The organism is Stappia indica (assembly GCF_009789575.1).
Classification (GTDB): domain Bacteria; phylum Pseudomonadota; class Alphaproteobacteria; order Rhizobiales; family Stappiaceae; genus Stappia; species Stappia indica_A.
The window spans coordinates 1,074,486-1,097,095 of sequence record NZ_CP046908.1 but is presented as its reverse complement, the minus strand read 5'-3'; the positions used below and the strand labels follow the sequence as shown (position 1 = coordinate 1,097,095).

The 22,610-nt window shown below is 66.6% G+C and carries 39 protein-coding genes; 13 read left to right on the top strand and 26 right to left on the bottom strand.

The features are described 5' to 3' along the window. Window positions 1–7: 7 nt before the first annotated feature. A complete protein-coding gene (locus tag GH266_RS05255) occupies window positions 8–1,057 on the bottom strand; it encodes a hypothetical protein (protein WP_158192963.1) in 1,050 nt (349 codons plus the stop codon). 224 nt (window positions 1,058–1,281) lie between these two features. On the opposite strand from GH266_RS05255, the gene GH266_RS05250 reads away from it, so the two are divergent. Further along, complete coding sequence (locus tag GH266_RS05250; protein ID WP_158192962.1) at window positions 1,282–1,866, top strand: nitroreductase family protein; 585 nt, start codon at window positions 1,282–1,284, stop codon at window positions 1,864–1,866. 2 nt (window positions 1,867–1,868) lie between these two features. Continuing rightward, the gene (locus GH266_RS05245) at window positions 1,869–2,471 is read left to right on the top strand and encodes a flavin reductase family protein (protein WP_158196047.1); all 603 of its coding nucleotides are present in this window, start codon (window positions 1,869–1,871) and stop codon (window positions 2,469–2,471) included. 65 nt (window positions 2,472–2,536) lie between these two features. Here GH266_RS05245 and GH266_RS05240 read toward each other — a convergent pair whose 3' ends face one another. Together GH266_RS05240 and GH266_RS05235 are read right to left on the bottom strand one after the other, a co-directional pair. Further along, on the bottom strand, window positions 2,537–3,418 hold the full coding sequence (locus GH266_RS05240) for an HpcH/HpaI aldolase/citrate lyase family protein (protein WP_158192961.1): 882 nt from the start codon (window positions 3,416–3,418) through the stop codon (window positions 2,537–2,539). A gap of 2 nt (window positions 3,419–3,420) precedes the next feature. Beyond that, entirely contained in the window at window positions 3,421–3,873 is a 453-nt protein-coding gene (locus tag GH266_RS05235) for a MaoC family dehydratase (protein ID WP_158192960.1), read from the bottom strand. Between the two features lie 186 nt (window positions 3,874–4,059). Between GH266_RS05235 and GH266_RS05230 the strand changes: the two genes are divergently transcribed. Then, the gene (locus tag GH266_RS05230; RefSeq protein ID WP_158192959.1) at window positions 4,060–5,139 is read left to right on the top strand and encodes a lytic transglycosylase domain-containing protein; all 1,080 of its coding nucleotides are present in this window, start codon (window positions 4,060–4,062) and stop codon (window positions 5,137–5,139) included. Window positions 5,140–5,318: 179 nt separating this feature from the next. Continuing rightward, on the top strand, window positions 5,319–6,473 hold the full coding sequence (locus GH266_RS05225) for a DUF2336 domain-containing protein (protein ID WP_158192958.1): 1,155 nt from the start codon (window positions 5,319–5,321) through the stop codon (window positions 6,471–6,473). Window positions 6,474–6,507: 34 nt separating this feature from the next. Here GH266_RS05225 and GH266_RS05220 read toward each other — a convergent pair whose 3' ends face one another. From GH266_RS05220 to GH266_RS05210, 3 genes are all read right to left on the bottom strand, one after another. Beyond that, window positions 6,508–7,035, bottom strand: coding sequence for an Hpt domain-containing protein (locus GH266_RS05220; protein WP_158192957.1), 528 nt, complete (start codon window positions 7,033–7,035; stop codon window positions 6,508–6,510). Window positions 7,036–7,120: 85 nt separating this feature from the next. Beyond that, window positions 7,121–7,699: a response regulator gene (locus tag GH266_RS05215; RefSeq protein WP_158192956.1), complete on the bottom strand. Its 579-nt coding sequence runs from the start codon at window positions 7,697–7,699 to the stop codon at window positions 7,121–7,123. Window positions 7,700–7,800: 101 nt separating this feature from the next. Next, a complete protein-coding gene (locus tag GH266_RS05210) occupies window positions 7,801–8,583 on the bottom strand; it encodes an NAD kinase (RefSeq protein ID WP_158192955.1) in 783 nt (260 codons plus the stop codon). A gap of 58 nt (window positions 8,584–8,641) precedes the next feature. Here GH266_RS05210 and cutA point away from each other — a divergent pair, with 58 nt between their 5' ends. Next, entirely contained in the window at window positions 8,642–8,977 is a 336-nt protein-coding gene (cutA, locus tag GH266_RS05205; RefSeq protein WP_158192954.1) for a divalent-cation tolerance protein CutA, read from the top strand. A 24-nt stretch (window positions 8,978–9,001) separates the two neighbouring features. On the opposite strand, the gene GH266_RS05200 is transcribed toward cutA, so the two are convergent. The 3 genes from GH266_RS05200 to GH266_RS05190 all read right to left on the bottom strand — a co-directional run bounded on the left by GH266_RS05200 (window position 9,002) and on the right by GH266_RS05190 (window position 11,439). Beyond that, a complete protein-coding gene (locus GH266_RS05200) occupies window positions 9,002–9,916 on the bottom strand; it encodes a cytochrome c (protein ID WP_158192953.1) in 915 nt (304 codons plus the stop codon). A gap of 112 nt (window positions 9,917–10,028) precedes the next feature. Further along, the gene (locus tag GH266_RS05195; RefSeq protein ID WP_158192952.1) at window positions 10,029–10,472 is read right to left on the bottom strand and encodes a c-type cytochrome; all 444 of its coding nucleotides are present in this window, start codon (window positions 10,470–10,472) and stop codon (window positions 10,029–10,031) included. Between the two features lie 118 nt (window positions 10,473–10,590). Further along, window positions 10,591–11,439 carry a transcriptional regulator gene (locus GH266_RS05190; protein ID WP_158192951.1) on the bottom strand — a complete coding sequence of 283 codons (849 nt, stop codon included), beginning with the start codon at window positions 11,437–11,439 and terminating at the stop codon, window positions 10,591–10,593. A gap of 202 nt (window positions 11,440–11,641) precedes the next feature. On the opposite strand from GH266_RS05190, the gene GH266_RS05185 reads away from it, so the two are divergent. Continuing rightward, window positions 11,642–12,628: a fatty acid desaturase gene (locus tag GH266_RS05185; protein ID WP_209001542.1), complete on the top strand. Its 987-nt coding sequence runs from the start codon at window positions 11,642–11,644 to the stop codon at window positions 12,626–12,628. A gap of 12 nt (window positions 12,629–12,640) precedes the next feature. Here the strand turns inward: GH266_RS05185 and GH266_RS05180 are convergent, their stop codons facing one another. Then, on the bottom strand, window positions 12,641–13,336 hold the full coding sequence (locus GH266_RS05180) for an orotate phosphoribosyltransferase (protein WP_158192949.1): 696 nt from the start codon (window positions 13,334–13,336) through the stop codon (window positions 12,641–12,643). Window positions 13,337–13,731: 395 nt separating this feature from the next. Here GH266_RS05180 and GH266_RS05175 point away from each other — a divergent pair, with 395 nt between their 5' ends. Next, window positions 13,732–13,920 carry a hypothetical protein gene (locus GH266_RS05175; protein WP_158192948.1) on the top strand — a complete coding sequence of 63 codons (189 nt, stop codon included), beginning with the start codon at window positions 13,732–13,734 and terminating at the stop codon, window positions 13,918–13,920. Here the strand turns inward: GH266_RS05175 and GH266_RS05170 are convergent. From GH266_RS05170 to GH266_RS05095, 16 genes are all read right to left on the bottom strand, one after another. After that, on the bottom strand, window positions 13,917–14,129 hold the full coding sequence (locus tag GH266_RS05170) for a hypothetical protein (RefSeq protein ID WP_158192947.1): 213 nt from the start codon (window positions 14,127–14,129) through the stop codon (window positions 13,917–13,919). The two genes, GH266_RS05175 and GH266_RS05170, sit on opposite strands and share 4 nt — an antisense overlap. Before the next feature lie 5 nt (window positions 14,130–14,134). Continuing rightward, window positions 14,135–14,389 (bottom strand): hypothetical protein, encoded by a 255-nt coding sequence (locus GH266_RS05165; protein ID WP_158192946.1) that lies wholly within the window; start codon window positions 14,387–14,389, stop codon window positions 14,135–14,137. Beyond that, window positions 14,389–15,810, bottom strand: coding sequence for a site-specific integrase (locus GH266_RS05160; protein WP_158192945.1), 1,422 nt, complete (start codon window positions 15,808–15,810; stop codon window positions 14,389–14,391). The genes GH266_RS05165 and GH266_RS05160 overlap by 1 nt, the downstream gene beginning before the upstream one ends. Then, window positions 15,807–16,034, bottom strand: a complete 228-nt coding sequence (locus tag GH266_RS05155; RefSeq protein ID WP_158192944.1) for a hypothetical protein — start codon at window positions 16,032–16,034, stop codon at window positions 15,807–15,809. The genes GH266_RS05160 and GH266_RS05155 overlap by 4 nt, the downstream gene beginning before the upstream one ends. Before the next feature lie 15 nt (window positions 16,035–16,049). Further along, window positions 16,050–16,322, bottom strand: coding sequence for a hypothetical protein (locus tag GH266_RS05150; RefSeq protein WP_158192943.1), 273 nt, complete (start codon window positions 16,320–16,322; stop codon window positions 16,050–16,052). 96 nt (window positions 16,323–16,418) lie between these two features. Next, the gene (locus GH266_RS05145) at window positions 16,419–16,862 is read right to left on the bottom strand and encodes a DUF2158 domain-containing protein (RefSeq protein WP_158192942.1); all 444 of its coding nucleotides are present in this window, start codon (window positions 16,860–16,862) and stop codon (window positions 16,419–16,421) included. A 320-nt stretch (window positions 16,863–17,182) separates the two neighbouring features. Then, the gene (locus tag GH266_RS05140; protein WP_158192941.1) at window positions 17,183–17,452 is read right to left on the bottom strand and encodes a hypothetical protein; all 270 of its coding nucleotides are present in this window, start codon (window positions 17,450–17,452) and stop codon (window positions 17,183–17,185) included. Between the two features lie 9 nt (window positions 17,453–17,461). Next, a complete protein-coding gene (locus GH266_RS05135; protein ID WP_158192940.1) occupies window positions 17,462–17,689 on the bottom strand; it encodes a hypothetical protein in 228 nt (75 codons plus the stop codon). Window positions 17,690–17,727: 38 nt separating this feature from the next. After that, complete coding sequence (locus GH266_RS05130; protein ID WP_158192939.1) at window positions 17,728–17,910, bottom strand: hypothetical protein; 183 nt, start codon at window positions 17,908–17,910, stop codon at window positions 17,728–17,730. 11 nt (window positions 17,911–17,921) lie between these two features. After that, window positions 17,922–18,107: a hypothetical protein gene (locus GH266_RS05125; protein WP_158192938.1), complete on the bottom strand. Its 186-nt coding sequence runs from the start codon at window positions 18,105–18,107 to the stop codon at window positions 17,922–17,924. Beyond that, complete coding sequence (locus GH266_RS05120; protein ID WP_158192937.1) at window positions 18,104–18,400, bottom strand: hypothetical protein; 297 nt, start codon at window positions 18,398–18,400, stop codon at window positions 18,104–18,106. Before GH266_RS05120 ends, GH266_RS05125 begins: the two co-directional genes overlap by 4 nt. Beyond that, entirely contained in the window at window positions 18,393–18,674 is a 282-nt protein-coding gene (locus tag GH266_RS05115; RefSeq protein WP_158192936.1) for a hypothetical protein, read from the bottom strand. The genes GH266_RS05120 and GH266_RS05115 overlap by 8 nt, the downstream gene beginning before the upstream one ends. Continuing rightward, window positions 18,671–19,048 carry a hypothetical protein gene (locus tag GH266_RS05110; RefSeq protein WP_158192935.1) on the bottom strand — a complete coding sequence of 126 codons (378 nt, stop codon included), beginning with the start codon at window positions 19,046–19,048 and terminating at the stop codon, window positions 18,671–18,673. Before GH266_RS05110 ends, GH266_RS05115 begins: the two co-directional genes overlap by 4 nt. Next, entirely contained in the window at window positions 19,045–19,431 is a 387-nt protein-coding gene (locus tag GH266_RS05105) for a hypothetical protein (protein WP_158192934.1), read from the bottom strand. The genes GH266_RS05110 and GH266_RS05105 overlap by 4 nt, the downstream gene beginning before the upstream one ends. Then, the gene (locus GH266_RS05100) at window positions 19,428–19,790 is read right to left on the bottom strand and encodes a helix-turn-helix transcriptional regulator (protein WP_158192933.1); all 363 of its coding nucleotides are present in this window, start codon (window positions 19,788–19,790) and stop codon (window positions 19,428–19,430) included. Before GH266_RS05100 ends, GH266_RS05105 begins: the two co-directional genes overlap by 4 nt. 135 nt (window positions 19,791–19,925) lie before the next feature. Next, on the bottom strand, window positions 19,926–20,513 hold the full coding sequence (locus GH266_RS05095) for a helix-turn-helix domain-containing protein (protein WP_158192932.1): 588 nt from the start codon (window positions 20,511–20,513) through the stop codon (window positions 19,926–19,928). Window positions 20,514–20,642: 129 nt separating this feature from the next. On the opposite strand from GH266_RS05095, the gene GH266_RS05090 reads away from it, so the two are divergent. The 6 genes from GH266_RS05090 to GH266_RS05065 all read left to right on the top strand — a co-directional run bounded on the left by GH266_RS05090 (window position 20,643) and on the right by GH266_RS05065 (window position 22,610). Next, a complete protein-coding gene (locus GH266_RS05090; protein ID WP_158192931.1) occupies window positions 20,643–20,852 on the top strand; it encodes a helix-turn-helix domain-containing protein in 210 nt (69 codons plus the stop codon). After that, window positions 20,849–21,184: a hypothetical protein gene (locus GH266_RS05085; protein ID WP_158192930.1), complete on the top strand. Its 336-nt coding sequence runs from the start codon at window positions 20,849–20,851 to the stop codon at window positions 21,182–21,184. The genes GH266_RS05090 and GH266_RS05085 overlap by 4 nt, the downstream gene beginning before the upstream one ends. Then, a complete protein-coding gene (locus GH266_RS05080) occupies window positions 21,181–21,465 on the top strand; it encodes a hypothetical protein (protein WP_158192929.1) in 285 nt (94 codons plus the stop codon). Before GH266_RS05085 ends, GH266_RS05080 begins: the two co-directional genes overlap by 4 nt. A gap of 1 nt (window position 21,466) precedes the next feature. Further along, window positions 21,467–21,748: a hypothetical protein gene (locus GH266_RS05075; RefSeq protein WP_158192928.1), complete on the top strand. Its 282-nt coding sequence runs from the start codon at window positions 21,467–21,469 to the stop codon at window positions 21,746–21,748. A gap of 158 nt (window positions 21,749–21,906) precedes the next feature. Beyond that, window positions 21,907–22,158, top strand: coding sequence for a hypothetical protein (locus GH266_RS05070; protein WP_158192927.1), 252 nt, complete (start codon window positions 21,907–21,909; stop codon window positions 22,156–22,158). Then, window positions 22,155–22,610: a hypothetical protein gene (locus tag GH266_RS05065; RefSeq protein WP_158192926.1), complete on the top strand. Its 456-nt coding sequence runs from the start codon at window positions 22,155–22,157 to the stop codon at window positions 22,608–22,610. The genes GH266_RS05070 and GH266_RS05065 overlap by 4 nt, the downstream gene beginning before the upstream one ends.

The following is a 22,610-nucleotide window of genomic DNA, read 5'->3' as shown; positions in this document are numbered from 1 at the left end:
CTCGGGACTACTGCTTGAGAAGCGAACTCGTCAGGACCTCGACCTCGCCATGGGCGGCGGTCTTCACCTCGAAGTCGCGCGAGTAGAGCTTGTCCTCGTTGCGCGCGATCACCTGATATTCTCCCGATGCCAGCACGAAGGCCGGGAAGGCGCCCGTGCCTTCCACCACCGTATCGCCACCGGGGGTCAGCACCGACCAGTTGGTGTTGGCGATGGCCTCGCCGCCCGGCTGGTTGACCAGCTTCAGCGTGACGCGGGCCGCGTTGTGATAGACCGTCGCCTCGGTCAGCTTGCCCGGCTCGACGCGGATGTCGGCGCGCACCGTGGCGTTGACGGCGCCGTAGCGGCTGACGATGTGGTAGGTGTCGGCGTTCAGCCGCACGATGTCGCCCGGCTTGACGTTGCTCGCCACGATCTTGCGCTCGCCGCGATTGTTGAAGTCGCGCTCGTAGATGTCGAACACCAGCCGGCCGGTGCGGATCGGCTGATTGCCGGAGAATTGCGCGTCGAGCTTGATGCCGCCGGCATTGAGCACGACCGTCTGGCTGGTGAGGCCGTTGCGCACGGAGATGCGGCTGGTGCGGCCGGCATAGCCGAAGGCGGTGTGGACGAAATAGTCGCCCGGAGCCAGGCGGAAGTCGGCATCGCCGCCGGTTGCAGTTGCCACCAGCTCGAGCCGGCCGGTGTCGTCCAGCGTCGGCCGGTAGACGCGCCAGGTGACGCCCTGCGTCAGGGCGGGGCCGTCCTCGGCGAGGCGCGCGACCATGTAAACTGGAGATTCCGTGCCCTGGTCGGGCATGCCGGTGTCCGGCGTGATGGCGGGCGCGTAGGGCACGACCGGCGTCGACGAGCCGGGCACCGCGTTGCCGCCGAACAGGTCGCCGAGGGGCGGTGCCGCCGGCTCTTCGGGGGCGGCCTGCGTATCCGCGCCCTCCGTCGGTGCGGCCTCCAGCTCGCCGGGCTTGGCCGGGGGCGTCACCACCTCCTGCGCCTGGAGCGGGGAGATCGCCAGACCGACGGCGCAAAGCGCGATTGCGAAAGCCCTGAACACCTGCATTGGCCGGCTGCCTGCCCCTGTCTTGAAACGAAAGCGCGTGGAAGAAATCCCGCCCCTGGGTTCCACTCCAAAACTGGGGCAATTTCAAGTCATCTGTCGCCTGCGGTCTCGGCAAGATTGACAGGCGCGAAAACCCGTCTAGGTCATGAAGGCGACAGCGCGTTTCGCGCCCCTTCCATCTTGTGCCGACCCGTTTGCGGCCGGCGCCGACAAAAAGGCTGAAAATGACGACGGAGCAATCCGAAACCCTGCGCCTGATGCTCACGCGGCGCTCGCATCCGGCCATGTCCATGGTCGAGCCGGCGCCGGAAGGCGAGGCCCTGCGCACCATCCTGCAGGCCGCCTCGCGCGTGCCCGACCACGGCAAGCTGGTACCCTGGCGCTTCATCCTGATCCGCGACGAGGCGCGGGCGGACCTCGGCAAGAAGCTGCTGCCCTTGGCCGAGGCGCGCGAAGGCGCGCTTTCCGCAGAGCGGCGCGATCAGGAACTGACGCGCTTCACCCGTGCGCCGCTGGTGGTCGCCGTGGTGAGCCGGGCCGCCGTGCATCCCAAGATTCCGGTCTGGGAGCAGCAGCTGTGTGTCGGCGCGGTCTGCATGAACCTGGTGATGGCGGCAAATGCCAGCGGCTTCGCGGCGCAGTGGCTGACCGAATGGATGGCCTTCGACGACGACGTGTCGTCGCTGCTGGGCCTTGCCGAGGCCGAGCGCATCGCGGGCTTCATTCATCTCGGTACGCCCTCGCAGCAGCCGAGCGAACGCCCCCGCCCGGACCTCGACGACCTGATCAGCGAATGGAGTGCCGCATGAGCATGTACAGCTACGAGGTCGCCAAGGGGCACGGCCTGCCGCACAACCCGTTCAAGGCGCTGGTGGCGCCGCGGCCGATCGGCTGGATTTCCAGCCGGGCTGCCGACGGGTCGGTGAACCTTGCCCCCTACAGCTTCTTCAACGCGGTCTGCGATACGCCGCCGATCGTGGTGTTCGCCTCGTCCGGCTACAAGGACTCGGTCGCCAATGTCGACGAGACCGGCGATTTCGTCTTCAACCTTGCAACGGAAGACCTGAAGGACGCCATGAACACGTCCTCGGCGCCGTTCGACAAGGGCGTGTCGGAGTTCGAAAAGGCCGGCCTGACGGCGCAGGACTCGCTCCTCGTCGGCGCGCCGCGCGTTGCCGAGGCGAAGGCCGCGCTCGAATGCAAGCATCTGCAGACGATCCGCCTGACGGCCCATGACGGCACGCCGACAAACAACTGGATGGTGCTGGGCGAGGTTGTCGCCGTGCATATCGCCGAGGCCATGCTGGTCGACGGGCTGTTCGACGTGACGAAGGCGCGGCCGCTCTCGCGCCTCGGCTACATGGACTATGCGGTGGTGGACAGCGTCTTTCAGATGCGCCGTCCCACGGCCTGAGCATCTGCCGCTTTTGGGCGCGATTGAGAAGGCCGGAGGGCGTGTCCCTCCGGCCTTTTTTCGTGTCAGGCGGTGGCGGCGATGCCGGCGCGCGCCAGGATCTTCTCGGCCCGCCGCAGGTGCGGGCGGTCGAGCATCTCGCCGTCGAGGCCGACGACGCCGGGGTTGCCGGCGGCCGCGAAGGCCTCGAACACTCGCTTGGCCTTGGCGATCTCTTCGCTCGAGGGGGTGAAGACCTCGTTGATCACCGGAACCTGGGCCGGGTGGATCGCCATCTTGCCGGTGAAACCGTCGTTCAGAGCTTCCAGCGCCTCGGCCCGCAGGCCGTCCATGTCCCGGAAGTTGGTGAAGACGGTGTCGATCGGCGCGGTCTCGGCCGCGACCGCGCCGAAGAGGCACAGATTGCGGGCGAGCCAGAAGGGTCCCGAATAGCGCCCGTCTGCCGTCCTGTTGCCGAGCGAGCCGAGATCGGCCGACAAGTCTTCCGCGCCCCAGGTGAGGCCGGCAAGGCGCGGGCTCGCTCCCGCATAGGTGCCGAGGTTGAAGACGGAGGCGGCGGTCTCGGTCGCGACGACGATCACCCGGGTCGCGCCGTCGGCAAGGCCCTGCTCGGCCTCGTGCACCGCCAGCTTGGCGGCAAGATGCTGGACATCGCGGCCCGAGATGGACTTGGGCAGCATGATGCCGTCGGGCGCTGCCCGCATCACCGCATCGAGATCGGCGTCCGTCTCGCCGGTGTCGAGCGCGTTGACGCGGACATAGAGACGGGGGCGTGCATCGAGCCTGCGGTTCGCTGCAAGAAAGGCGGTGGCCGTCTCGCGTGCCTTCGGCTTGGCCTCGAGCGCGACGGAATCCTCCAGGTCGATCAGGAGCACATCGGCGCCGCTCGTCAGCGACTTCTCCAGCTTGCGCTCGCTGTCGCCGGGAACGAAGAGGAGCGAGCGCATGCTCAGCCCTTCTTCTTCATGAAGGCCTGACGGCGGCAGCTGGCGACCAGGATGTCGTTCTGGTTGTAGGCCTTGTGCTCGAACTCGACGATGCCGGCATCGGGGCGGGACTTCGACTCGCGCTTGGCGACCACCTCGGTGGTGCAATGGACGCTGTCGCCCTGGAACAGGGGGTGGGGGAAGCGGACATCGGTCATGCCGAGATTGCCGATGGTGGTGCCGACGGTGGTGTCGTTGACCGAGATGCCGATCATCAGGCCGAGCGTGAAGATGCTGTTCACCAGCGGCTGGCCCCATTCGGTCTGCGTCTCGCAGAAATGCCGGTCGATATGCAGCGGCTGCGGGTTCAGCGTCATGTTGGAGAACAGCATGTTGTCCATCTCGGTGACCGTGCGGGTCAGCGAATGGGCAAAGACGTGGCCGATCTCGAACTCCTCGTAATACAGTCCCGGCATGCGTTCCTCCCTGCATGTGGGCCGGCATAGGGCCGGCAAATCCGCTTTCCGGACGAATCGAGTCTCTCGATTAAAGAGATAAAGTGCAATTCGCAACGGACCTTAGCGGGCGTTAACCACTCGTTAACCAAATGGCCGTGACTCTTAATCAAATCCTAAGACATGCGTTACGCAGGAGAGCGGAGCATGAAAGTCGGCGAACCGATCTCGATCGCATCCAGGATCGAGCAGGCGTTCCAGTCGGCCAGCACGACGACCGGCACCTCCTTCGAGTATCTGGTGAAGACGGCGAAGCGGGAATCCAACTTCGTCGAAACGGCCCGCGCACGGACCTCCAGCGCAACCGGACTTTTCCAGTTCATCGAGAGCACCTGGCTGGAGACGCTCAAGGAATCGGGCGGTCGCCACGGCCTGGGGCAGTATGCCGATCAGATCGAGCGGACCGCGAACGGCAAGTATCGCGTGGCCGATCCGGCCATGCGCGAGACGATTCTCGATCTGCGCAACGATGCCAACATCGCATCGATGATGGCCGGCGAGCTGACGCAGAAGAACGCCTCGTATCTCACGGACAAGCTCGGCAGGCCGCCCAGCGAGGGCGAACTCTACATCGCGCATTTCTTGGGGGCGGGCGGTGCCCACAAGCTGATCTCGCTGGCCCAGAGCCAGCCGGACCTTGCTGCGGATCAGGTCTTTTCCCGCCAGGCGAAGGCGAACAAGCCGATCTTCTATGACCGGAGCGGCGCGCGCAGCGTTTCCGAGGTCTATGCCAACCTGATTTCCAAGCATTCCGGCCCCATGCCGGCGCTGCCCGGCGCCGGCGGCACGATGGTGGCAGCGCGCCCGGAGACGAAGCCGGCCGCGGGCTCCGAGCTTGCCTACAATGCCGGCGGCGAGCGGTCCGCCAGCGACGCCCCCACCAGCCGGGTGCTGACCGCCTGGTCCGCCACCGACGACATTTCCTCGCCGTTCCATGCGCTGTTCCGCAATGGCATGGAGGCGCGGCGCGTGTCGTTCGATTCGCGCTTCACCTCCGCCTTTGCCGCCCAGGAAGCCGGGCAGGCCGAGGCGCTTGAGCGGGCTGCGGCGCGTCTGGAGGCGGCTTCGAGCAGCGATGCCTATGCCGAGCGGCGGTCGCGGGTTCTCGTCGAGGCAAGCGGCGGGCAGCGAACTGCGAGCCTTGTGCGCAGCCAGCCGATGGATCTCACCGGCTTCCTCAACTACCAGCCGACCTTCGCCCAGAGGGAATTGCTGCCGCCGGTGTGAGCCGCGGCACCAGCAAGGATGGACAGCGACGCGCGGACCAGGCGGTTCGCGCGTCTTTCTTTTTGTCCCGGCCGGTCATGGTGAACGAAGGCTTTATGGTGAACGAAGCTTTAAGCGTTTTGGCCCCAGACTGGTGACCTGCGCAGCGTTACGCGGCGCGACCCAGGGGACTACGCATCATGATCGTGCATCAGTTTTTGCGTTGGATGGCAGATGCGCCGGTGGCCCGGCGGGCGGAGGCAACGAGCGCGCTCGCCAAGGCCTATCTTTATTCCGAAATGTCCGCCGACGACCGCGATGCGGCGGAAGCGGCGATGATCATCCTTCTCGACGACCCGGCCTTGCAGGTGCGCCGCGCCCTGGCCGAGGCCCTGTCGCGCAGCGACAAGGCCCCGCGCGAGGTGGTGCTGGCGCTGGTGAGCGATCTGCCGGAGGTGGCGCTGCCCGTTCTGGAGCGGTCTCCCGTGCTGTTGGATGCGGAACTGGTCGATGCAATCGGCGGCTTCGCGGACCCGCTGCCGGCGGCGGTGGCGCGCCGGTTCCACCTGTCGGTTCAGGTGGCGGCTGCGATCGCGGAGGTCGGGTCGCTGCAGGCATGCGTGGCGCTTGCCGAAAACGACACGGCGGAGATCCCGCGCTTCAGCCTGGTGCGGCTCGTCGAGCGGCACGGCAAGGATGCGGCCTTGCGCGAGGCCTTGATGGCGCGGCCCGGCATTCCCATCGAGATCCGCCAGATGCTGCTGAAGCAGGTTGGCGACCTGTTGAGCGATCACCCTCTCGTCCGCCGGGGGCTCAAGGAAGAGCGCGCCCGAACGGTGGTGACGGAAGCGCGCGAGCGGGCGACGGTGAGCCTTGCCAGCCAGGCGGGGCCGCAGGAAACGGATGCGTTGGTCGGGCATCTCGTGGAATCGGGACAGTTGACGGCCGGCCTGCTGTTGCGGGCGCTGTGCACGGGCAATATCCGCCTGTTCAATGCAGCGCTGGCGCGCCTGTCGGGCATGCGCGGAGATCGCGTGCACGCGGTGCTCGAGACGGGCAGGGGACTTGCCGTGCGGGCGCTGCTGGCACGCGCCGGTCTGCCGCCGCGCACCCATGCGCTGATCCAGGTTGCGGTGGGCGTGTGGCGGGATCTGGCGCGCGAGATCTCTCCCGATCTCGTCATTCCGTCGAACCCGGCCGTGGCACGGCTGATGATCGCCGAGGTGCTCGAGCGCTACCAGTCGCAGGATGGGGTCGAGGCGGACGATCTGGTGGTCATGCTGCGCCGCTTCTCGGCCGAGATCGCGCGCGAGGCAGCGCGCGCCTATGTCGGCCGGACGCTGGCCGCCGCCTGACCGGTTTGCGGCTTGTCGACGGAGGGCGAGGGGATCACTCCTCCTCGCCGTCTCCATGCCGCGACACGTAGTCGTTGGTGACGTCGGCAAGCCTGTCGACCAGCGCCTTGGCGGTGGCGTTTTCTTCCTGCTGCCCGGTCTCGGCGACCATGGCGCGGATCGCCTCGACATGCTGGGCGATAAGCTTCAAGGGCAGCTTTTCCGCCGCCACATGCTCCATCAGATGGCAGAGGCTGCCGGCGACGGCGCCGACCCGCGGATAGCCGAAGGTGCTCGCCTGGCCCTTGATGTCGTGGGCCGCGCGGAACAGCGTCTCGCGCCGCTCGGTATCGCCGATGCCGTTCTCCTGGATGTCGGTCCAGGCCTGCGACAGGGTTTGCGCCTCGCTGGCCATCCAGTCGTCGAAATCGTGGGAAAGGCGCTCGAGCGCTGCTTCCGCCGACTTGATCGGGTCGAACCGCGCAGCCTCGCGCTCGCTCATGACCCGGACCTTCGCGCGAAGATCGCGTGGTGGCTTCACGAGTTCGTAGCCGGCATTCTGCTTGGTCGGGTCGCTGCTCATCTGTTCTTTCGCTCCCGCTGCGCGCCGTTCCCGACAATCTCGCCGTCGAACGACATGCTGCTCAGGTTGCCAAAGGAATGCGGTCTCATCCTGTCGCCGATTCCCTGCCAGCCCGTGAGGAGTGACTTTGCGGGAGTTCCGATGGACCGTCCAGAGTATATCCATCGTCGACCGGCTGTCCCCGACGTTCGTCTCCCGAGAAATTCGGGTTCTGGAAGCGGCGCCGGTCGGGTCCGAAAAAGCCCTTTGTGCGGACGAAGTCGCGCTGGTTGAGAATGCAATTGGCGATGCGCAGGTAGAGGGCGCGGGCGGAAACCGGCTTGCACATCACCTCCGTTACGCCGCTGTCCCTTGCCTGCATCACGCGGCGCTTCTGGGTATGTGCCGTCACCGCGATGATCGGCACGAAGCAGGCGGGCGCGTGCGAGGTGCGAATGCGGCGGGTCAGTTCGTTGCCGTTCACCAGAGGCATCAGCCAGTCGATGATGATCAGGTCGGGATCGTTGCGGGAGATCTCTTCCAGCGCATCGGCTCCATCCTCGGCCTCGTAGATGGATTTGACGCCGAAGCCGGCAACCATCGTCCGCAGGATCCTGCGCATGTTGGTGTTGTCGTCGACGATCAGTACTCGTATTCCGCCGAGGTCGAGATGGGGCAGTTGCATCCTGCGTCAGTCCTGCACGCTCTTGTCTTCAAAAGAGCCTAGCGGAAAGATCGCGGCCAAAGCTTAATTATTTGCGAAATAAGGCAAGCTACTTATTGCGGTCAGTAGCGGAACATCTCGGACAGGATCCGTTCGTCCCAATTGTGGTCCGCGTCGAACAGGGCAAGGCTGGAAGAGTTCTTCTCTTCGCGCACGCGCACCTCGATGACGTTGCGGATCTCGGTATAGTCCGCTGCCGCGCTTACCGGGCGCTTGTCTGCTTCCAGAACGCTGATGCGAACGTTGACGTAGTTCGGAAGCAAGGCACCGCGCCAGCGCCGCGGGCGGAATGCGCTGATCGGCGTCAGCGCCAGCAATTGTGCGTCGATGGGCAGGATCGGGCCATGGGCCGAAAGGTTGTAGGCGGTGCTGCCGGCCGGGGTGGCGACGAGGACGCCGTCGCAGGCCAGTTCCTCCATCCGCACGCGCTCGTCGACCGAGATGCGCAGCTTGGCGGCCTGGTGCGTCTGGCGCAGCAGCGACACCTCGTTGATCGCAAGAGCCGAATGGATATGGCCGAACGTGTCCGTCGCCTCCATCACGAGCGGATGAATGCGGCTGACCACGGCCCGCGCGATCCGCTCGGGCAGTCCCTCTTCGCCATACTCGTTCATCAGGAAGCCGACCGAACCGCGGTTGAGGCCGTAGATCGGCTTGCCGGTATTCATGAACCGGTGCAGGGTCTGGAGCATCAGGCCGTCGCCGCCGAGGGCGACGATCACATCGGCCTGCTTGGGGTCGTTGGCGCCGTAGAGGCCCTCCAGCTGGATGCGGGCACGCTCCGCCTCGTCCGTCTCGCTTGAGACGAAGGCCAGTTTTTCGATAGTCTGCGGCAGACGGTCCATGTCTTTCACGTAGCACGGGCCGGGAAATTTGGGGACCCGTCTTTTGATGCAGGGCGAGATGGATATCCGTTTGATCTACGCGACTTTTCCCGACACGCAGAGCGCCCGTGCGGCGGCCGGACGGCTGGTTGGCGAGGGGCTGGCGGCCTGCGTCAACATGTGGCCGGGAATGACGTCGATCTACCAGTGGGACGGGGCGCTGGAGGAAAGCCAGGAGGTGGTGTTCCTGGCCAAGACCACGAGGTCGCGGGCACGGGAGGCGATCGAGGCCGTCGTCCAGGCGCACCCTTACGACGAGCCGGCGGTCATGCTGTTGCCGGTGGAGGGAGGCAGCGCCTCGTTCCTCGACTGGATCCGCCGGCAGACGGGCAGCGAGGCCTTCGAGGGCAGCTGATCTCCGGCACCTTGGCGGATCGGATCAGTTGCCCTGCGCCGGGACCGGGGCGATGGCCTTGAGATAGGCGGCGACGGCCGCGCGGTCCTCCGCAGGCACCTTTGCCCAGTTCGCCTGAACCGACGCCATGCTGCCGCCGACGCTGTCGAAGTCCGGCGTGAAGCCGCTTTCCAGGTAATAGGCGATGTCGGTCGCCGACCAGGAGCCGATCCCCTGCGGAGAGGGCGTGATGTTGGGAATGGTGCCCTCGCCATCGGGATTGGGGCCGCCCGCCAGCCACTGCGAGGTATCGAGACCGCCGAGAACATTGCGCGGCGTATGGCATTCCGCGCAGTGTCCGGCGCCCGTCACGAGATAGGCGCCGCGTTCGGCTTCGGCTCCGGCATTCGCGGCAAGGGCGGGGGCGCTGGTGTCGAGGAACAGGAGTTTCCACATGCCGAGCGCGCTGCGCCAGGAGAACGGGAAGGCCAGCTCGTGGTCGGCCACCTGGTTGTCCGAGGCAGGAAGCGTGTCGAGATAGGCCTTCATGTCGATCAGGTCCTCCGCCTTCATGTTGCGGTAGGAGCCATAGGGGAAGGCCGGATAGTAGTGCAGGCCCTGCGGCGAGGTGCCGTGGCTCATCGCGTTCAGGAAGTCGTTGACCGACCACCCGCCGATGCCGGCCTGCGACGGCGAGATGTTGGGCACGCGGAAAAGGCCGAAGGGCGTGTTCAGTTCCACCCCGCCGGCAAGCACCAGCTTGGCGTCGCCGGTGGCTCCCGGAGCGGCATGGCACGAGGCGCAGCCGCCTGCCCAGAACATCCGCTCGCCGTTTGCCAGGTCCGCCTGATGCGCCGGGATCGTGGCGGGGTCCACCCGCTCGGGCCGCGTGAAATACAGCCCCGCGGCGATCAGCAGCAGGAACACGCCGAGGAGACGGCGGAAGGTGCGGCGGGTCATGTGCTACTCCGGGACACGTCGTGCGAAATGCCTGCCGACCGGCAGAACCGCACCGCGCGCCAGGAGACCTGCTCCAGCGCGCGGTGCGGCATGTTCAAGCGCCCTTGTTAGATCAGTTCTTCTTGACGCGGTAGGTCTCGTGGCAGGCGCGGCAGTTCTGCGCGACCGAACCGAACGAGGCCTTCAGCGCGTCGAGGCTTTCGCCGGCCGCCGGGATTGCGGCCATGGCGGCGTTCTGCATGTCGAGGGCGACCTTCTCGAAGCCGGCGCGGTCTTCCCAGATCTTCGGACCGGCCTCGCTGGTCGGCGAATCGGCCCCGTCCGGAAACTGGGCAACGAATCCCGAGGGCGTGGTGAAGAGGATGCGCATGGCCAGTCCGGCCAGCTCCGGATTGTACGGGATTTCGCCTTTCACCATCTTGCCGAGCGTGCCCGTGGCCGCGCCCACGGACTTCATCATGTTCTGGCGGATCTCGATGGGGTCGGCATTGGCGAGCGACGCAGTCGTCGCAAAGGCCACGAGCACGGCTGCCGTGCGCAGGCAGGACTTGAGCATATGTGTGTCTCCCTCAGGTGCGGCACGACACGCCGCCCGAGAGGAGTGTCCACGCATTACCCCTCATTGCTCAAGATGCCGCATTTCACGAAGGCGTGAGAGCAGTCGCGTTCGCGACCTAGTGCCGCGCCAGGTCGCGCAAGTGTCCGGCCGCGCGGTCGGGGCCGATGCATGCGGCGCGGATCAGCATGTCGAAATGCCGGGTAAGCGCGCGGATGTGCTCGACCGAATTCACCACCAGATAGAACGAGCCAAGGAAGAGGGCGGCGCGCTGCGGCCCGAAGACGGTATAGGGCGGGGAAAACCGGGTGCGGCCGTCATAGAGGAACAGGCGGAACGTCGGATAGAGCTCCTCCACCAGCCGGGCCATATGCTCGAGCAGCTCGCGCCGGTCGCCTTCGCTCAGGCCCGTCCAGATGCCTGTTCCGCCGGCCAACTGCTCCAGCGTCTGCAGCGGCATGCAGACTTCCATGTCCGTCTCGGGACGGCGCGTATAGGCGAGCAGGCGCCGCCCCTGATCGGCCTTGGCCGCCGCCTTGACGGTTTCCGGCGCGCCGAATTCGTAGGCGAGCACCGCCTCGGTGCGCAGAAGGTCGGGAATCGTGCCCGGCACATAGCGGATCTTGTAGCCGACCGCCTGCTGGTGCCAGCTGGCCAGCAGCGTGTCGCCGCGGCCGTTTTCCGCCTGTTCGATCTCGATGGCCGGCGCAATGGCTGCCGCATCCGACGCGCTCTGGGTCAGCCCGAGCAGCCAGTCGGTGGTGACACCCTCCGAGCGGGCAATATCGCACAGCGCCTCGGCCCGCGGCATGCGCGTGGAAGCAGCATCGAGAAAATGGCTCAGCGCCGACCGGTCGAGGCCGACACGGGCGGCAAAGCGGCCGGGCGGCTCGCCGCGCCGCGCCATCAGGATGCCGAGCCGCTCTCGGAAAAGCGCTGCGAGTTCGCGCTTGTCGGTGCCGGTCATGTCGGCCGCTCCTCGTCGCTCGGATGTGATTTTCTGATTCGCACGAAATTTGCGAAATCACATCAAATCTACATGTCCTCAATGAAATCACATTTGTCTTTGGATATCGACACATTGTTCCGCGTGCCGGTTCCGGCACTCTGTGCGGATGCAGCACTCGCAAGCCTTGCCAGCCGCCGGCTCCCCCTTCGAACTCCCTCCCTTGCAAGAGGACGCCGGAGCGGGCTCGCTTGCCGGTGTCGAGCGGGAGCTGCTCTCGCGGGCGGCGTTCGACTGGCCCACGCTGGCGCTTGTCGCTGCGGTCTATCTGGCATTCGCCGGACTGGCGGCGTCGGCGTCTGCGCTGCAGGGGACCGGCTGGTCGGCGCTGCTCTGGCTCTGCCTGGTGCCGGTGGTGACGCTGCATTCGTCGTTGCAGCATGAACTGCTGCACGGCCATCCGTTCCGCAATCCGCGGCTGAACGCGCTGCTCGCCGGATTGCCGCTCGGGCTGTTCGTGCCCTACTGGCGGTTCCGCGCCCTGCATATCGCCCATCACGACGACCCGCGCCTGACCGATCCTTACGAGGATCCCGAGAGCTGGTACCTGCATCCGCGCGACTGGCAGGCGGCGGGGCGGGGGAGGCGCGCCCTGCTTGCCTTCAACAACACGCTGTTCGGACGGATGCTGGTGGGACCTGCCATCGGCATGGCGGGCTTCGTCGCTGCCGAATGGCGGCTGGTGCGGGGCGGGCGCAACGACGTGCTGCGCGCCTGGGGCGAGCATCTGGTGCTCGCCGGCGTTCTGCTGGGGCTGCTGGGGCTATTGCCGGGCTTCTCGCTGCCGGCCTATCTGGCGGTCTGCTACGGCGCCTGGTCGCTCTTGAGCGTGCGCACGTTCCTGGAGCACCGGGCGGAAGAGGCGGTCGGACACCGGACGGTGATCATTGAGGACAGGGGGCCGCTTGCCGTCCTGTTCCTCTTCAACTCGCTGCATGCGGTGCATCACCGCTTTCCGGCCGTGCCCTGGTACCGGTTGCCGAGGCTCTATCGCCGCCACCGCGATGCGTTCCGGGCCGAAAACGGCGGCTATGTCTACCGCTCGTATCTGGAGATCGCGCGCCGCCATGCCTTCCGCGCCAAGGAGCCGGTGGAACATCCGGTCCTGGCGCGGCGGCTGGAGCGCGAGAAATTGCAGTCGGCAGAGTGAGGACGTGCCGGCTCAGACCGAGAATTCGGAGATGCCGCCATGGGCGGCCGACCACTTCAGCGGCTCGTTGAGGAACGACTCGACCGAGGCCAGCGTCTTCTCGTCGAAGTGGTTCTCGTCGCGGGCGACCGCCAGCACGTCGCGCCAGGTGGCGAGATAGTGCAGCGTCAGGCCGTTGCGGGCCATCGCCTCATAGGTCTGCGGGAAGATGTCGTAGAAGAAGAGCACGATGGCGTGGTCGACCTGGGCACCGGCCTTGCGCAGCGCTTCGGCGAAACGGACCTTGCTGCCGCCGTCGGTGGTCAGGTCCTCGACCAGCAGCACCCGGTCGCCCTCCTTCAGAACGCCTTCGATCTGCGCGTCCCGGCCGAAGCCCTTCGGCTTTTTGCGCACATACTGCATGGGCAGGCCGAGGCGCTCGGCGATCCAGGCGGAGAAGGGGATGCCGGCCGTCTCGCCGCCGGCGACCGCGTCGAGCGATTCGAAGCCGACATTGCGCAGGATCGTGGCGGTGGCGAAATCCATCAGCGTGGCGCGCAGGCGCGGGAAGGAAATCAGCTTGCGGCAGTCGATATAGACCGGGCTGGCAAGGCCGGAGGTCAGCTTGTAGGGCTCGTCTGCGCGGAAGTGGACCGCCTTGACCTCGAGCAGCATCCTGGCCGTCTGGCGTGACACGAAGGCGGGATCCGGGAAACCGATCGGGTTCATGTGCTGTCCTCTCGCTGCTGTATGCGCCGTGTTGCGCCTTCGGCCCGGCTGTTGCGCAGCCGGGCGAAACCGTTCGACCCGCGATGCGGACCGTGCCGTGTTCGGACTGGAAAACATCGGGGAGGTAGTGGTGCCGGCAACAGGATTCGAACCCGTGACCCCCTGATTACAAATCAGTCACCTACCCAATGTTTTCAATCGCTTAGCATTTTCCATTTCGCGAATTCTTGTGAAAGTCTCATGTCGCTGCGTGGAAAGCGCCATGGTTCCTTTCGTGCCTGCGGCGCGCGTGGCATAGTGCCGCCGTCGACGGCTTGTCAAGGTTTGCAGCAGTGATTTCACGAAGCGTCTTTGCCCTCACACTTCTCGCCATCGTTCTGGCTGCCGGCTGGTGGATGCGCTTCGACATGCGCGCCGTCGGCGGCGCGGGTGGCGTCTACATTCTCGATCGCTGGACGGGCGAGGTGCGGCACTGCCAATTCGACCTGTGCACTCCGACCGAAGACGCGACGTTCGCAAAGAAAACGCCGCCGAACATCTTTGATAAGTTCGACGGCGAGCCGGTTCTGGAGAATGCGCGTTAGCCGCGGAGACTTTCCGAAGGCGGGAGCGGCGGCGGCTCGGCGCCGCACGGCGGCGTCCAGTCCAGCTCGATCAGCGCGCGGCGGAGCTTGCCTTCCGTGTCCTCGGCGATGGCGGTGCGGACCTTCTCAATGATCTGTTCGAAGGGCTGCAGCTCGTCCGAGTAGTCGAGGTGATAGCTTCCCGTCCTGCTGTCGTATCTGGTCTTCATCGGATCTACCTCCAGCCGTCTTCGACCACGATGCCCTCGCAGACGACGCGATAGGCCTTGCGGCCTTCCCTGCCATAGAACTCGCAGCGGTATTCCAGAATTTCGATGGGCTCAGGCTGAGCCGGAACGCGGCGCTGCATCACCTTCGGGCGCTCAAATAGATCGGCCCGCGCACAAAGGATGATGCCTTCCTGAAACATCACGGCCGCGCGCGTCCGGTCCCAGGTGTGGCGGATCAGCTTTTCACGCTCGGGGTCCATCACCCTTCTGCTCCCATGTACCAATCTTCCAGCTTGCCGATGGCGCGTTTGGCCAGGTCCGGGTGCAGCCCGAAATAGTGCTGCAGGATCTGGTCGATGGTTTTCAAGGAGTGGCCGGTGATGGAGGCGATCTCCATCTTGTCGGCGCCGGCACGGGCAAGCCATGTCACCGCCGTGTCGCGCAGGTCCTGGTCGCGCAGGTCGAGCAGCGAGGGCATCGGCGGCAGCACCTCCACCGCGCCACGGGCCGGCAGGCGCGCCAGCGCCAGCGTGCCGATATGGCGCGGGGCGGGGCGCCCGGAGGGCACGACGGTCGCCAGCGCCGGCGGGCCGCCGTCTTCGGCCGGCACGCGCCACAGGCCCCAGGCGGCGGCATTGGCCACCTCGCGAAAGACGTGTTGGTAGTGCTTGCTCTTGAACGGGCGGCCGGCCTTCTCGTCGAGGTTCACATGCGGCCAGACGACGACGGGCGTGCCGCCCTCTCGCAGGGCGTCTTCACGCTGCTGCCGGCGGCGGGCGGTGGCGGCGAGGCGCTTTTCCAGCAGGCGGGCGACGGGGATCTCCAGCGGCTGGCCGCCCTTCTTCGCCTGGCGAAAGGCAAGCGTCAGGTCGCGGAGCTGCGCATGGGTGAGCGACAGGCGGTCGGCCTGGCGCTGGCCGGTCCACACGCCCTGGAGCACCATGTCGCCGACTTCCGGCCGGCCGACGAGATCGGCCGCCGCCACCAGATGGCGAATTTCCTCTACCGATCCGTAGCGCACGCGGGGCGGCAGGACCGGCAGCCGCTCCTCCAGAAATCGCATCGGGTTGTTTTTCCGGTGGCGCAGCTTCACCTCGTTGGCGAAGGCCTGGGACAGCATGGCACGCACGGCGCGGGCCTGCGCCAGCCCGTGGCAGACTTCGGCCCGGTCCAGCAGCAGGGAGATGGTTTCCGGGTGCCAGGCCTCGGCCGGGCGCGCCCAGAAGTCGCCGCCGTCCAGCCGGCGCACCAGGCTGGCGGCATCGCGGTAATATTGCGCGGTCTTGGGCGCCAGCGCCGGGCGCACCTTGCGGCCCTCGACGATGTCCTTGCCGAGCATGCGCGGGCTTCTGTCGGTGAAATCGGTGACGATGTGGGCGAGCGTGCGGCCGCTGCGGCCCGTGGCCGGCCGGCGAGGGGCGGCGGGCAAAGTGCCCCGTGCCGGGCCAGCGGGCGCCGCTGGCGCGCGTTCGGCCCCTCCCGCGTGCGATGAGGCCGAAAGGGCTGCGCGCTTCTCCTGCGACCATTCAAACGCCTGCTCGTAGGTGAACCAGCTGCCCGAGGGGTGTTTCAGGTCCTGGCCCTTCTCGCCCCGCGCGCGGGCGGTGGCGGAGGGCACGTAGCGCGGCCGGCCGTCGCGCCAAGCGACGAGGGGAATGCGCGGGCCTTTCGATTTCTTCATGGTGTGTTCCTCGCCTGCTGGTGGCAATGGTACTCGATCTTGTCCAGCGGATACGCCGCCGGCAGCGTGGCGATGGCATCCATCACGCATTGCCGTGCTGCTGCAATGCGCCGGTCAACGTGTTTGATCTCGGCAACGACAGCGACCAGACCGATAGCAACGACGGTTGGAACCGCCAGTACGCCCAGCGATGCCATTGCGATACGGAACAGCTTGCGTGCCATCGGGGCAATCTCCGCTCACTCTGCCGCGTCGTCGGGCTTGAACCGATTGGAAAGCTCTCGCGAGGACAGCAGAAAGGCCGGCATGTCGAACGCGGCCAAGGCCCGTTGCGCCACCTGCCAGCCGTCGTCGTCGTCGGGCCATGGTCCCTTGCGAACCGTGATGATCACCTCAAGATGGCACATCGCGACCAGGCGGACGACATACTCGCCGTCTTCCTGCTGCTCCATGTCGATGAAGCAAAGCAGCTGCGTTCCGTCGATCACTTCCAGGCGTGCGAATTCGGCCATGCGGTATCCTTTCAAGAGAAAACGGGCGGCGGCTACGAGAGACACAGGCCGCCGCCCGAGGTGCGGTCCGCCAGGGAGGGCGCGAACCGGGGAGGGTTAGAACGGCAGCTCGTCGTCGCGCTCGGCCTTTGTGAGCGTGTCGATGTGGAAGCTCTCGCAGTGGAACGCGCCGCTGCTGTCAAACCAGCCGCATTCCACGTCCAAGCAGGACGGGCAGACCACCGTCATCCAGCGGTCTTCGGATTTCAGGCGCACCACGTCGCCATACTTGAACGGGTTTCGTGCGGCCGCCTCGGCACAGGTCTGCGGTTCTCTGGGCGGTGGCGCGTCCGTCTGCTGCTGCGACGGCGCAGGGAAGCGGCCGGCTTCCCGCCAGAGAGTGATCCCGAGTGTCGTTTCCTGCTGCAGTTTCCTGGCGACGGAGACCGCATGCGCTTGCGTGTCGCCCGGCCCATCGATTAGGGCCCTGGTCTCGGCACCCTCGCAAACGAGGAAGCGCGGCGGGGTGGTCACATCAACGTGGTTCGTGTCGTCTTTCATCTTTCTTGCTCCTTTCACTCGGCCGTTGCCGGCCGGCAGTCGCAGTGGAAATAGCCGCGCCCGTCGCACGCCGGGCAGAGTTCGCGGTCGGTCATTTCGCGCGCCTAATGATAGTGCGGACGGCGCAGAGCCCTTCCGCCGCTGCGTAGAAGCCGGGGCCGCGCGCTCCGCTATGCGTGAGGTGGTGACGTCGCTCCTCATCGCACTTCTGCGCGTAAGTCCTGGCGTTCGCCTCGACCTCCGCAAGCCTGCGTTCGACGGCGATCAGATGGTGCATTGTGTCTCGGAAAAAACGAAGATCGCTCACAGCCCGCCTCCTTTCACTCGGCCGCTGCCGGCCGGCAATCGTCGAGGAGGGGCGTCTCGTCTTCGAGGTCGCCGGTCCAGGTTTCGCCCGGCACCGGGGCGCCGGTGACGATGTAGCGGCAATCGTCCGTGACGATCCCGAGCCGGCCGGCCGAGGAGACGGCCGCGACGGTGGCGATGGCGCCGTCGACGGCGATGCGCTGGCCGAGCTGCGGCTCGTCCGCCGCGGCGTGTTGCAGCGTGGCGAAGACGAGAACGGCGGCGATGGCGGCTGTGGTTTTCATGGGCATGGCTCAGCCTCGTGCCGCTCTTTCGAGCTGGTCGGTCAGCTCGGAAAAATCGAAAGTGTCGAACTCCCCGAGGGCCGCCTCCAAGGCGTCGATCGCGTCTTGTATAGCCATGCCCCGATTGCCCTCCTGCAGGCTCTCCGGCAGGTTATCGCGGGCCGTTTCTTCCTCGTCACGAACCCCCTCGACGATATCCCTCGCGGCCTCCATGGCGGCGTGTGCATCGGCGATCATCTGGGCCGCCGCCTGGATCCGCTTGCGTCGTTCCCTGTTCATCTCTCTTGCTCCTTGCGGCGCGCCTCGATGGCGCGGATCTGGTCTTCTTCCTCGTCGATCCGGGCCAGCGCCCGCGAGATGCGGCGCAGGGCGGCGAGGCCGGCGACGACGAGAACCGCGGCGCCGGCCGCGACGATCCATGCGACGATCTCGATCAGCTCGAGGAGGTGCGGCGTCATGGCGTGGGCGCTCACGGCAGCCGGCGGCGGGCGACGGCCTGGATCTTCTGCAGCAGGCGCCGCCGGCGCCGCCGCTCGACGGCCCTTTCCAGCTGATGCGCCGCCCACAGGCAGAGGACGCCAAGGCCGATGGTCAGCAGGAGGAGGCCGGCGACGACGACGCGCGCCGCCGACCAGGGGCCGAAGATCTCCATCATTTCGCGCCCTCGCTCAGCCGCAGGGTGGCGGCCGCCAACAGCACCGTAAGGCTGTCGATGTGGGATTTGGCCTCGCGCAGCTCGCGCTCGGCCGCTTCGATCAGCACCACGGCGGAGGTCTTGTCGGCGAGCGCACGCGGCAGGCCTTCGGGCCTCCAGGGCCCGCGGATGAAGGCAAAAGTCTGCGTTGCACTCCTGCCGTATCCGCAGGCGAGACAGACCTGATCGTCATGGATCCAGCTTTGCCCGTCGGTGCAGCCGCAGTCGGGGCAGCCTTCCGGATGCTCAAGCATCGGGCCGCTCCTTCGTCTCGCCGCACAGGCGGGCGCTAAGCAGCACGCCGCGCGGCGTCAGCTTGAGCCGGGCCGGCGCGCCGCCTTCCTCGAAGGCGAGGCCGCGGCCGACGAGTTCGTCCGCCACCTTGAACGGGGTGCCTTCCCGGTCGCCCCGGAAGCGCCAGCCGCGCGGTTGCTTGAAGGCGACGCCCTGTTTGCGCAGGCGGCGCAACATGGCCGCCTCTCGCTTGCCGAGCCTGGGCATCTGCTCGGCCGCCTCGCGCGGGTTCATGCCCGGCCTCCCTTGACGGGAGTGGCGGTGACCTGTCCGTCAAAGGCGTTGGTTCTGGTTGCGGTTTTCAGCATGGCCCGCGCAAGCGTTTCCTGGAACGCAGGCCCAAAGCCCTGCGACAGGGACATCACATGACCGGATAGGACGACGCAGACCGCGTTCATGATCACGGTCTCATCCATGCCTTCATTGAGAAGGGCGAGCATTTCCCGCGTCATGATGTGCGCTGCGAGATGGATACGGCGCTGTGCCTCCACCAGCTGGCGAGCCTCGTCGTCTGCAACGGTCTCCAGCGCTTTGGCGCAGCCGCGCTCGACCTCCGCATGCACGCGCCGGGTGATGTCCTCGACATCGTAATGCACATGGGCGGTCATGCCTGGCCTCCCTGCATCGGAGTGGTGGTGACGGTGCGCTGCACCGTGTCGATGCCTTCGCGGCACATCTTCACGTAGTCGAGGAAGTTGTTGGTCCAGAGCCTGCCGACGTTGCCGCCCTCGTCGAGCTTGCCGGCGACGACGTTGGCCAGCATCGCGCACATGGCGCTCTCGACCGTGGCGCGCGAGGCGCCCTTGTTCGCCAACTCCATCACCGCCTTGTCGACCGAGATGAAGGCAAGGCGCAGCGCGGTCTGAGCCATGACGAACGCGCGGCCGTCCGTGTCGCCGACCTGCGCCAGCGCCTCCTGCCCCACATTCTCGGTTTCGGCGATCAGCCGAGCCACCGCGGCTTCTACATCGAAATGCACATGGGCGGTCATGCGGACTTCCTTCCGTAGTCGGCCAGCAGCTGGCTGGCGTCGGGGCTGAGGGTGTCGAGGGAGAGAGGGCCGGCATCGACCGTGTGCAGCGGGTGCATGTCGGACGGCAGGTAGGTGCCGCCATTGGTGGCGATCCACCGGCGCACCGCCGGCAGGGACCAGGCGTTGCAGCCCGGCAGGCGCGGCGGAAAGCCGTGCGCGGCCTCCAACCGTGCTCGCTTTTCGCGGAAGGTGCCCTCGGCAATTCCGAGCATCGCCGCCACCTCGGCCGCCGTGGCGGTGAGCTTGGGCGAAGACGGGCGGGGCGGTGCGCCCTGCGCCTTTCGGGCGGTTTCGGGTGTGGTTCGGGGTCGTTCCATGTCGGTTCCCTCGCTGTGAACACGAGCGAGGATGTGAAGAAATTCACATCGCGTCAACAAAATTCACGTGAAAAGTCGTGAAAAGGATATGGCGAAAAATCACGATAAGTGAAAAATCGGTGGAGAATTCTGGACTTAGGCGGCCCGGCGCGGACGGAAAGACGCGACGATCACGCCGCGAATTATCACCTTTTCATCGTCCACCAGGAGCGGGCGGCGGGCCGCCGGATCGGACGAAGCGGCGATGAGGAAGGGGTGTTCGTAGATCCGCATGATAGTTTCCGCCTTGCCCTGGCGGTCATAGACCTGGGCGCAGACGGCATCGCCCGAACGGGGCTGCATGTTGAGATCGACCATCAATATGTCGCCGGGCAGATAGCCCTCGTGCTCCAGCGCGCGCGACCGCATCACCCACGGATCGAGCCCGTTGCGCCCCGCCTTCATCGCGGAGACCGCAACGTCAACCACCGTAGTGGCGGCGGCATCGTCGAAGGGCTCGGCCTCGATGTCGGTAAGGCCGGCCGGACGGACCGGCGGGTGCGTGAGATACGGGCGAAAGCCGCTGGCGTCGGCGATCTTCTCGATCGAGTTGGTCTGGAGCTGAGCCTTGTTCAGCGGGTCGGCCAGGAATTTGGACAGCGTCGAGGGATCGACGCCGGCCTCTTTCGCAAGCCGCGATCTGTTCCAGCCCTTGTGTTCGAGGATCGCCTCGATCCAGGCCAACTGTTTTCGCCGAGTGTTTTCCACAAGGGCGAGCATGCCTCAGCGGTACTCCAATACAAATCCGGTGAATGTCCCCTTGACTCCGTGAAGCAAATCACATTTTTTCACATATGCAAAGGAGGACATGCTGTGACGAGCTGGCATGACATCGAACGCCGACGCCTTGCCGCCGGCATTTCCCGCGCCGAGCTGAGCCGGCGCGCAGGCCTTTCCGAAAGCACGATCACCAAGGGGCTGAAGCGGAAGATCAGCCCTCGTAACACCGTCCGCACGGTCTGTGAACAGGTGCTGGACGAGGCGGAGCGCGAGAACGCGGCGCGCGCCGGAGCGGAGCCATGACCCGCAAAAAGCGCGAGCCCGTCGGCTGCACCCAGATCGCCACGCTGGCCCTGCACGGGCAGGCGAGCCGCCAGCGCCACATCGCCGAGACGGACGACGGCGAGATCGTCGTTCTGGAGACCGGCGGCGGGCGCGATGCCCCCGACGTGCGGGCCGGGCCCTTCACCCTGCCGCAGGCGCTGGAGCTGGCCGAGCAGGTGCTGGCCGGCAGCCCGCGGCACATCACCCATGCGCGCACGCCGATGGTTCTCGGCGCCGCGCTGATCGCGGTGGAGGCGGCCGTGCGCGGCCTGCACCCGCCGGCAAACCCCAACCAGGAGACCGGCGAATGAGCCTCTTTCCCTCATGGCGGAAGATCATCCGCCCGAAACTCGGCACGGATTATCGGCTCGGCTGCCCGGCCGGGAACATCGATTTCCGGCTGAACCACTTCGCGGAAATGACCGGGGGAAAGGGGTTCCGCGTGCCGGCGAAGCCGCCCTCGGCACAGCGCGCCGCGCACAAGGCTGAGATGCGCGCCCTCAATCGGGAGCGGCTGAAGGCGCAGCAGGGCAAGCCGCTGCCGATGAAGTATCGCAACTGCCGCTCGCGGCATCGCAAGGAAGGGAAGTGAGATGGAGAGTGACACCCAAATCGTCATCCGGTTTTGGATGGTGATCCGGCATGACGGCTTCGGCAGCGATAGGACGAGCTTCCGCCACTCGACCTACCAGGCGGCCTGCGCCGAGGCCTACCGGCTGTCGCGGCTGCACAAGGCAGCCTTTGTCGTGCTGGAGGCCCAGACGGTCATTCCGGCGCCGGAGCCGGAATGGAAGGCCGTCGCTGTTCCGGTGACGGCCGCCACCTTGCGCTCGGACATGGTGGTCAGCCGCTGCGACGGCGATCCGGACTTCTAAGCCCTCGGGGCGGCGTTCGTTGCGGTGAAGTGAAAGCCCATGCGCTGACTTCCGCAGCTCGAAACATCGAAGCCTGGAACGCCGCCCCGTCCTTTGTTCGCTTATCCGCCGGTGTGTCTCGTGTCCGGCGCCCGACTTCTCACCTCACGAGGCGACCCATGTCAGACCTGCGACAGCGCGGCCCGTACCGGCCCGACCAGCAACAGGCCATCGCCCGCCTGGAGCGGCGGCGGCAGCGGCTGGGCGTCTCCCTCGAAGATCTTGCCGCCCGCTCGGGCGTGCGCCTGCGCCGCCTGTGCCGGATCCGCTCGGAAGGGCGGGCCTTCGCACGCGACATCAAGGCGCTGCGCTTTGCCCTTCGCGCCATCGAGCGCGAGCGCGCGGCCGAACAGGAGGCGCTGGGATCATGAACCTGAACACCGACGAATGGGACGATCTGCAGCCCGCGCCCAAGGCGGCCGCCGCGACGGCTCCCGTGCGCTTCTCGCTGAAACAGGGGCGTGGCGGCGCCTGGCGCGCCACGGTGCTGATCCGCAAGGAGGTGCTGGAGAAGCTGCGGGCAACGCACTGGCGGTTCTCTGTGCGCATCGGCAAGGGCGGCAACCGCCACCGGCTGGCCATCGTGCCGGCGAGCGACGGGCGGTTCGAGCTGCAGGAAGTGGGCAAGGCCAAGGGCGGCGGGGTCTATCGGCTGTTTCTGCCGCCGGTGGACAGCTGGGCCGAGGTCGAGATGGCGACCATGGCGGTCGGCCATTCCGTCGCCGACTTTCGCGGCAACCAGAAGGCGCTGTTCATCGACCTGCCGAAGCCGGTCTGGGACCCTGCCGCCGGCCGCGCCCTGCGCAGCGCACGGGAGGGCTGA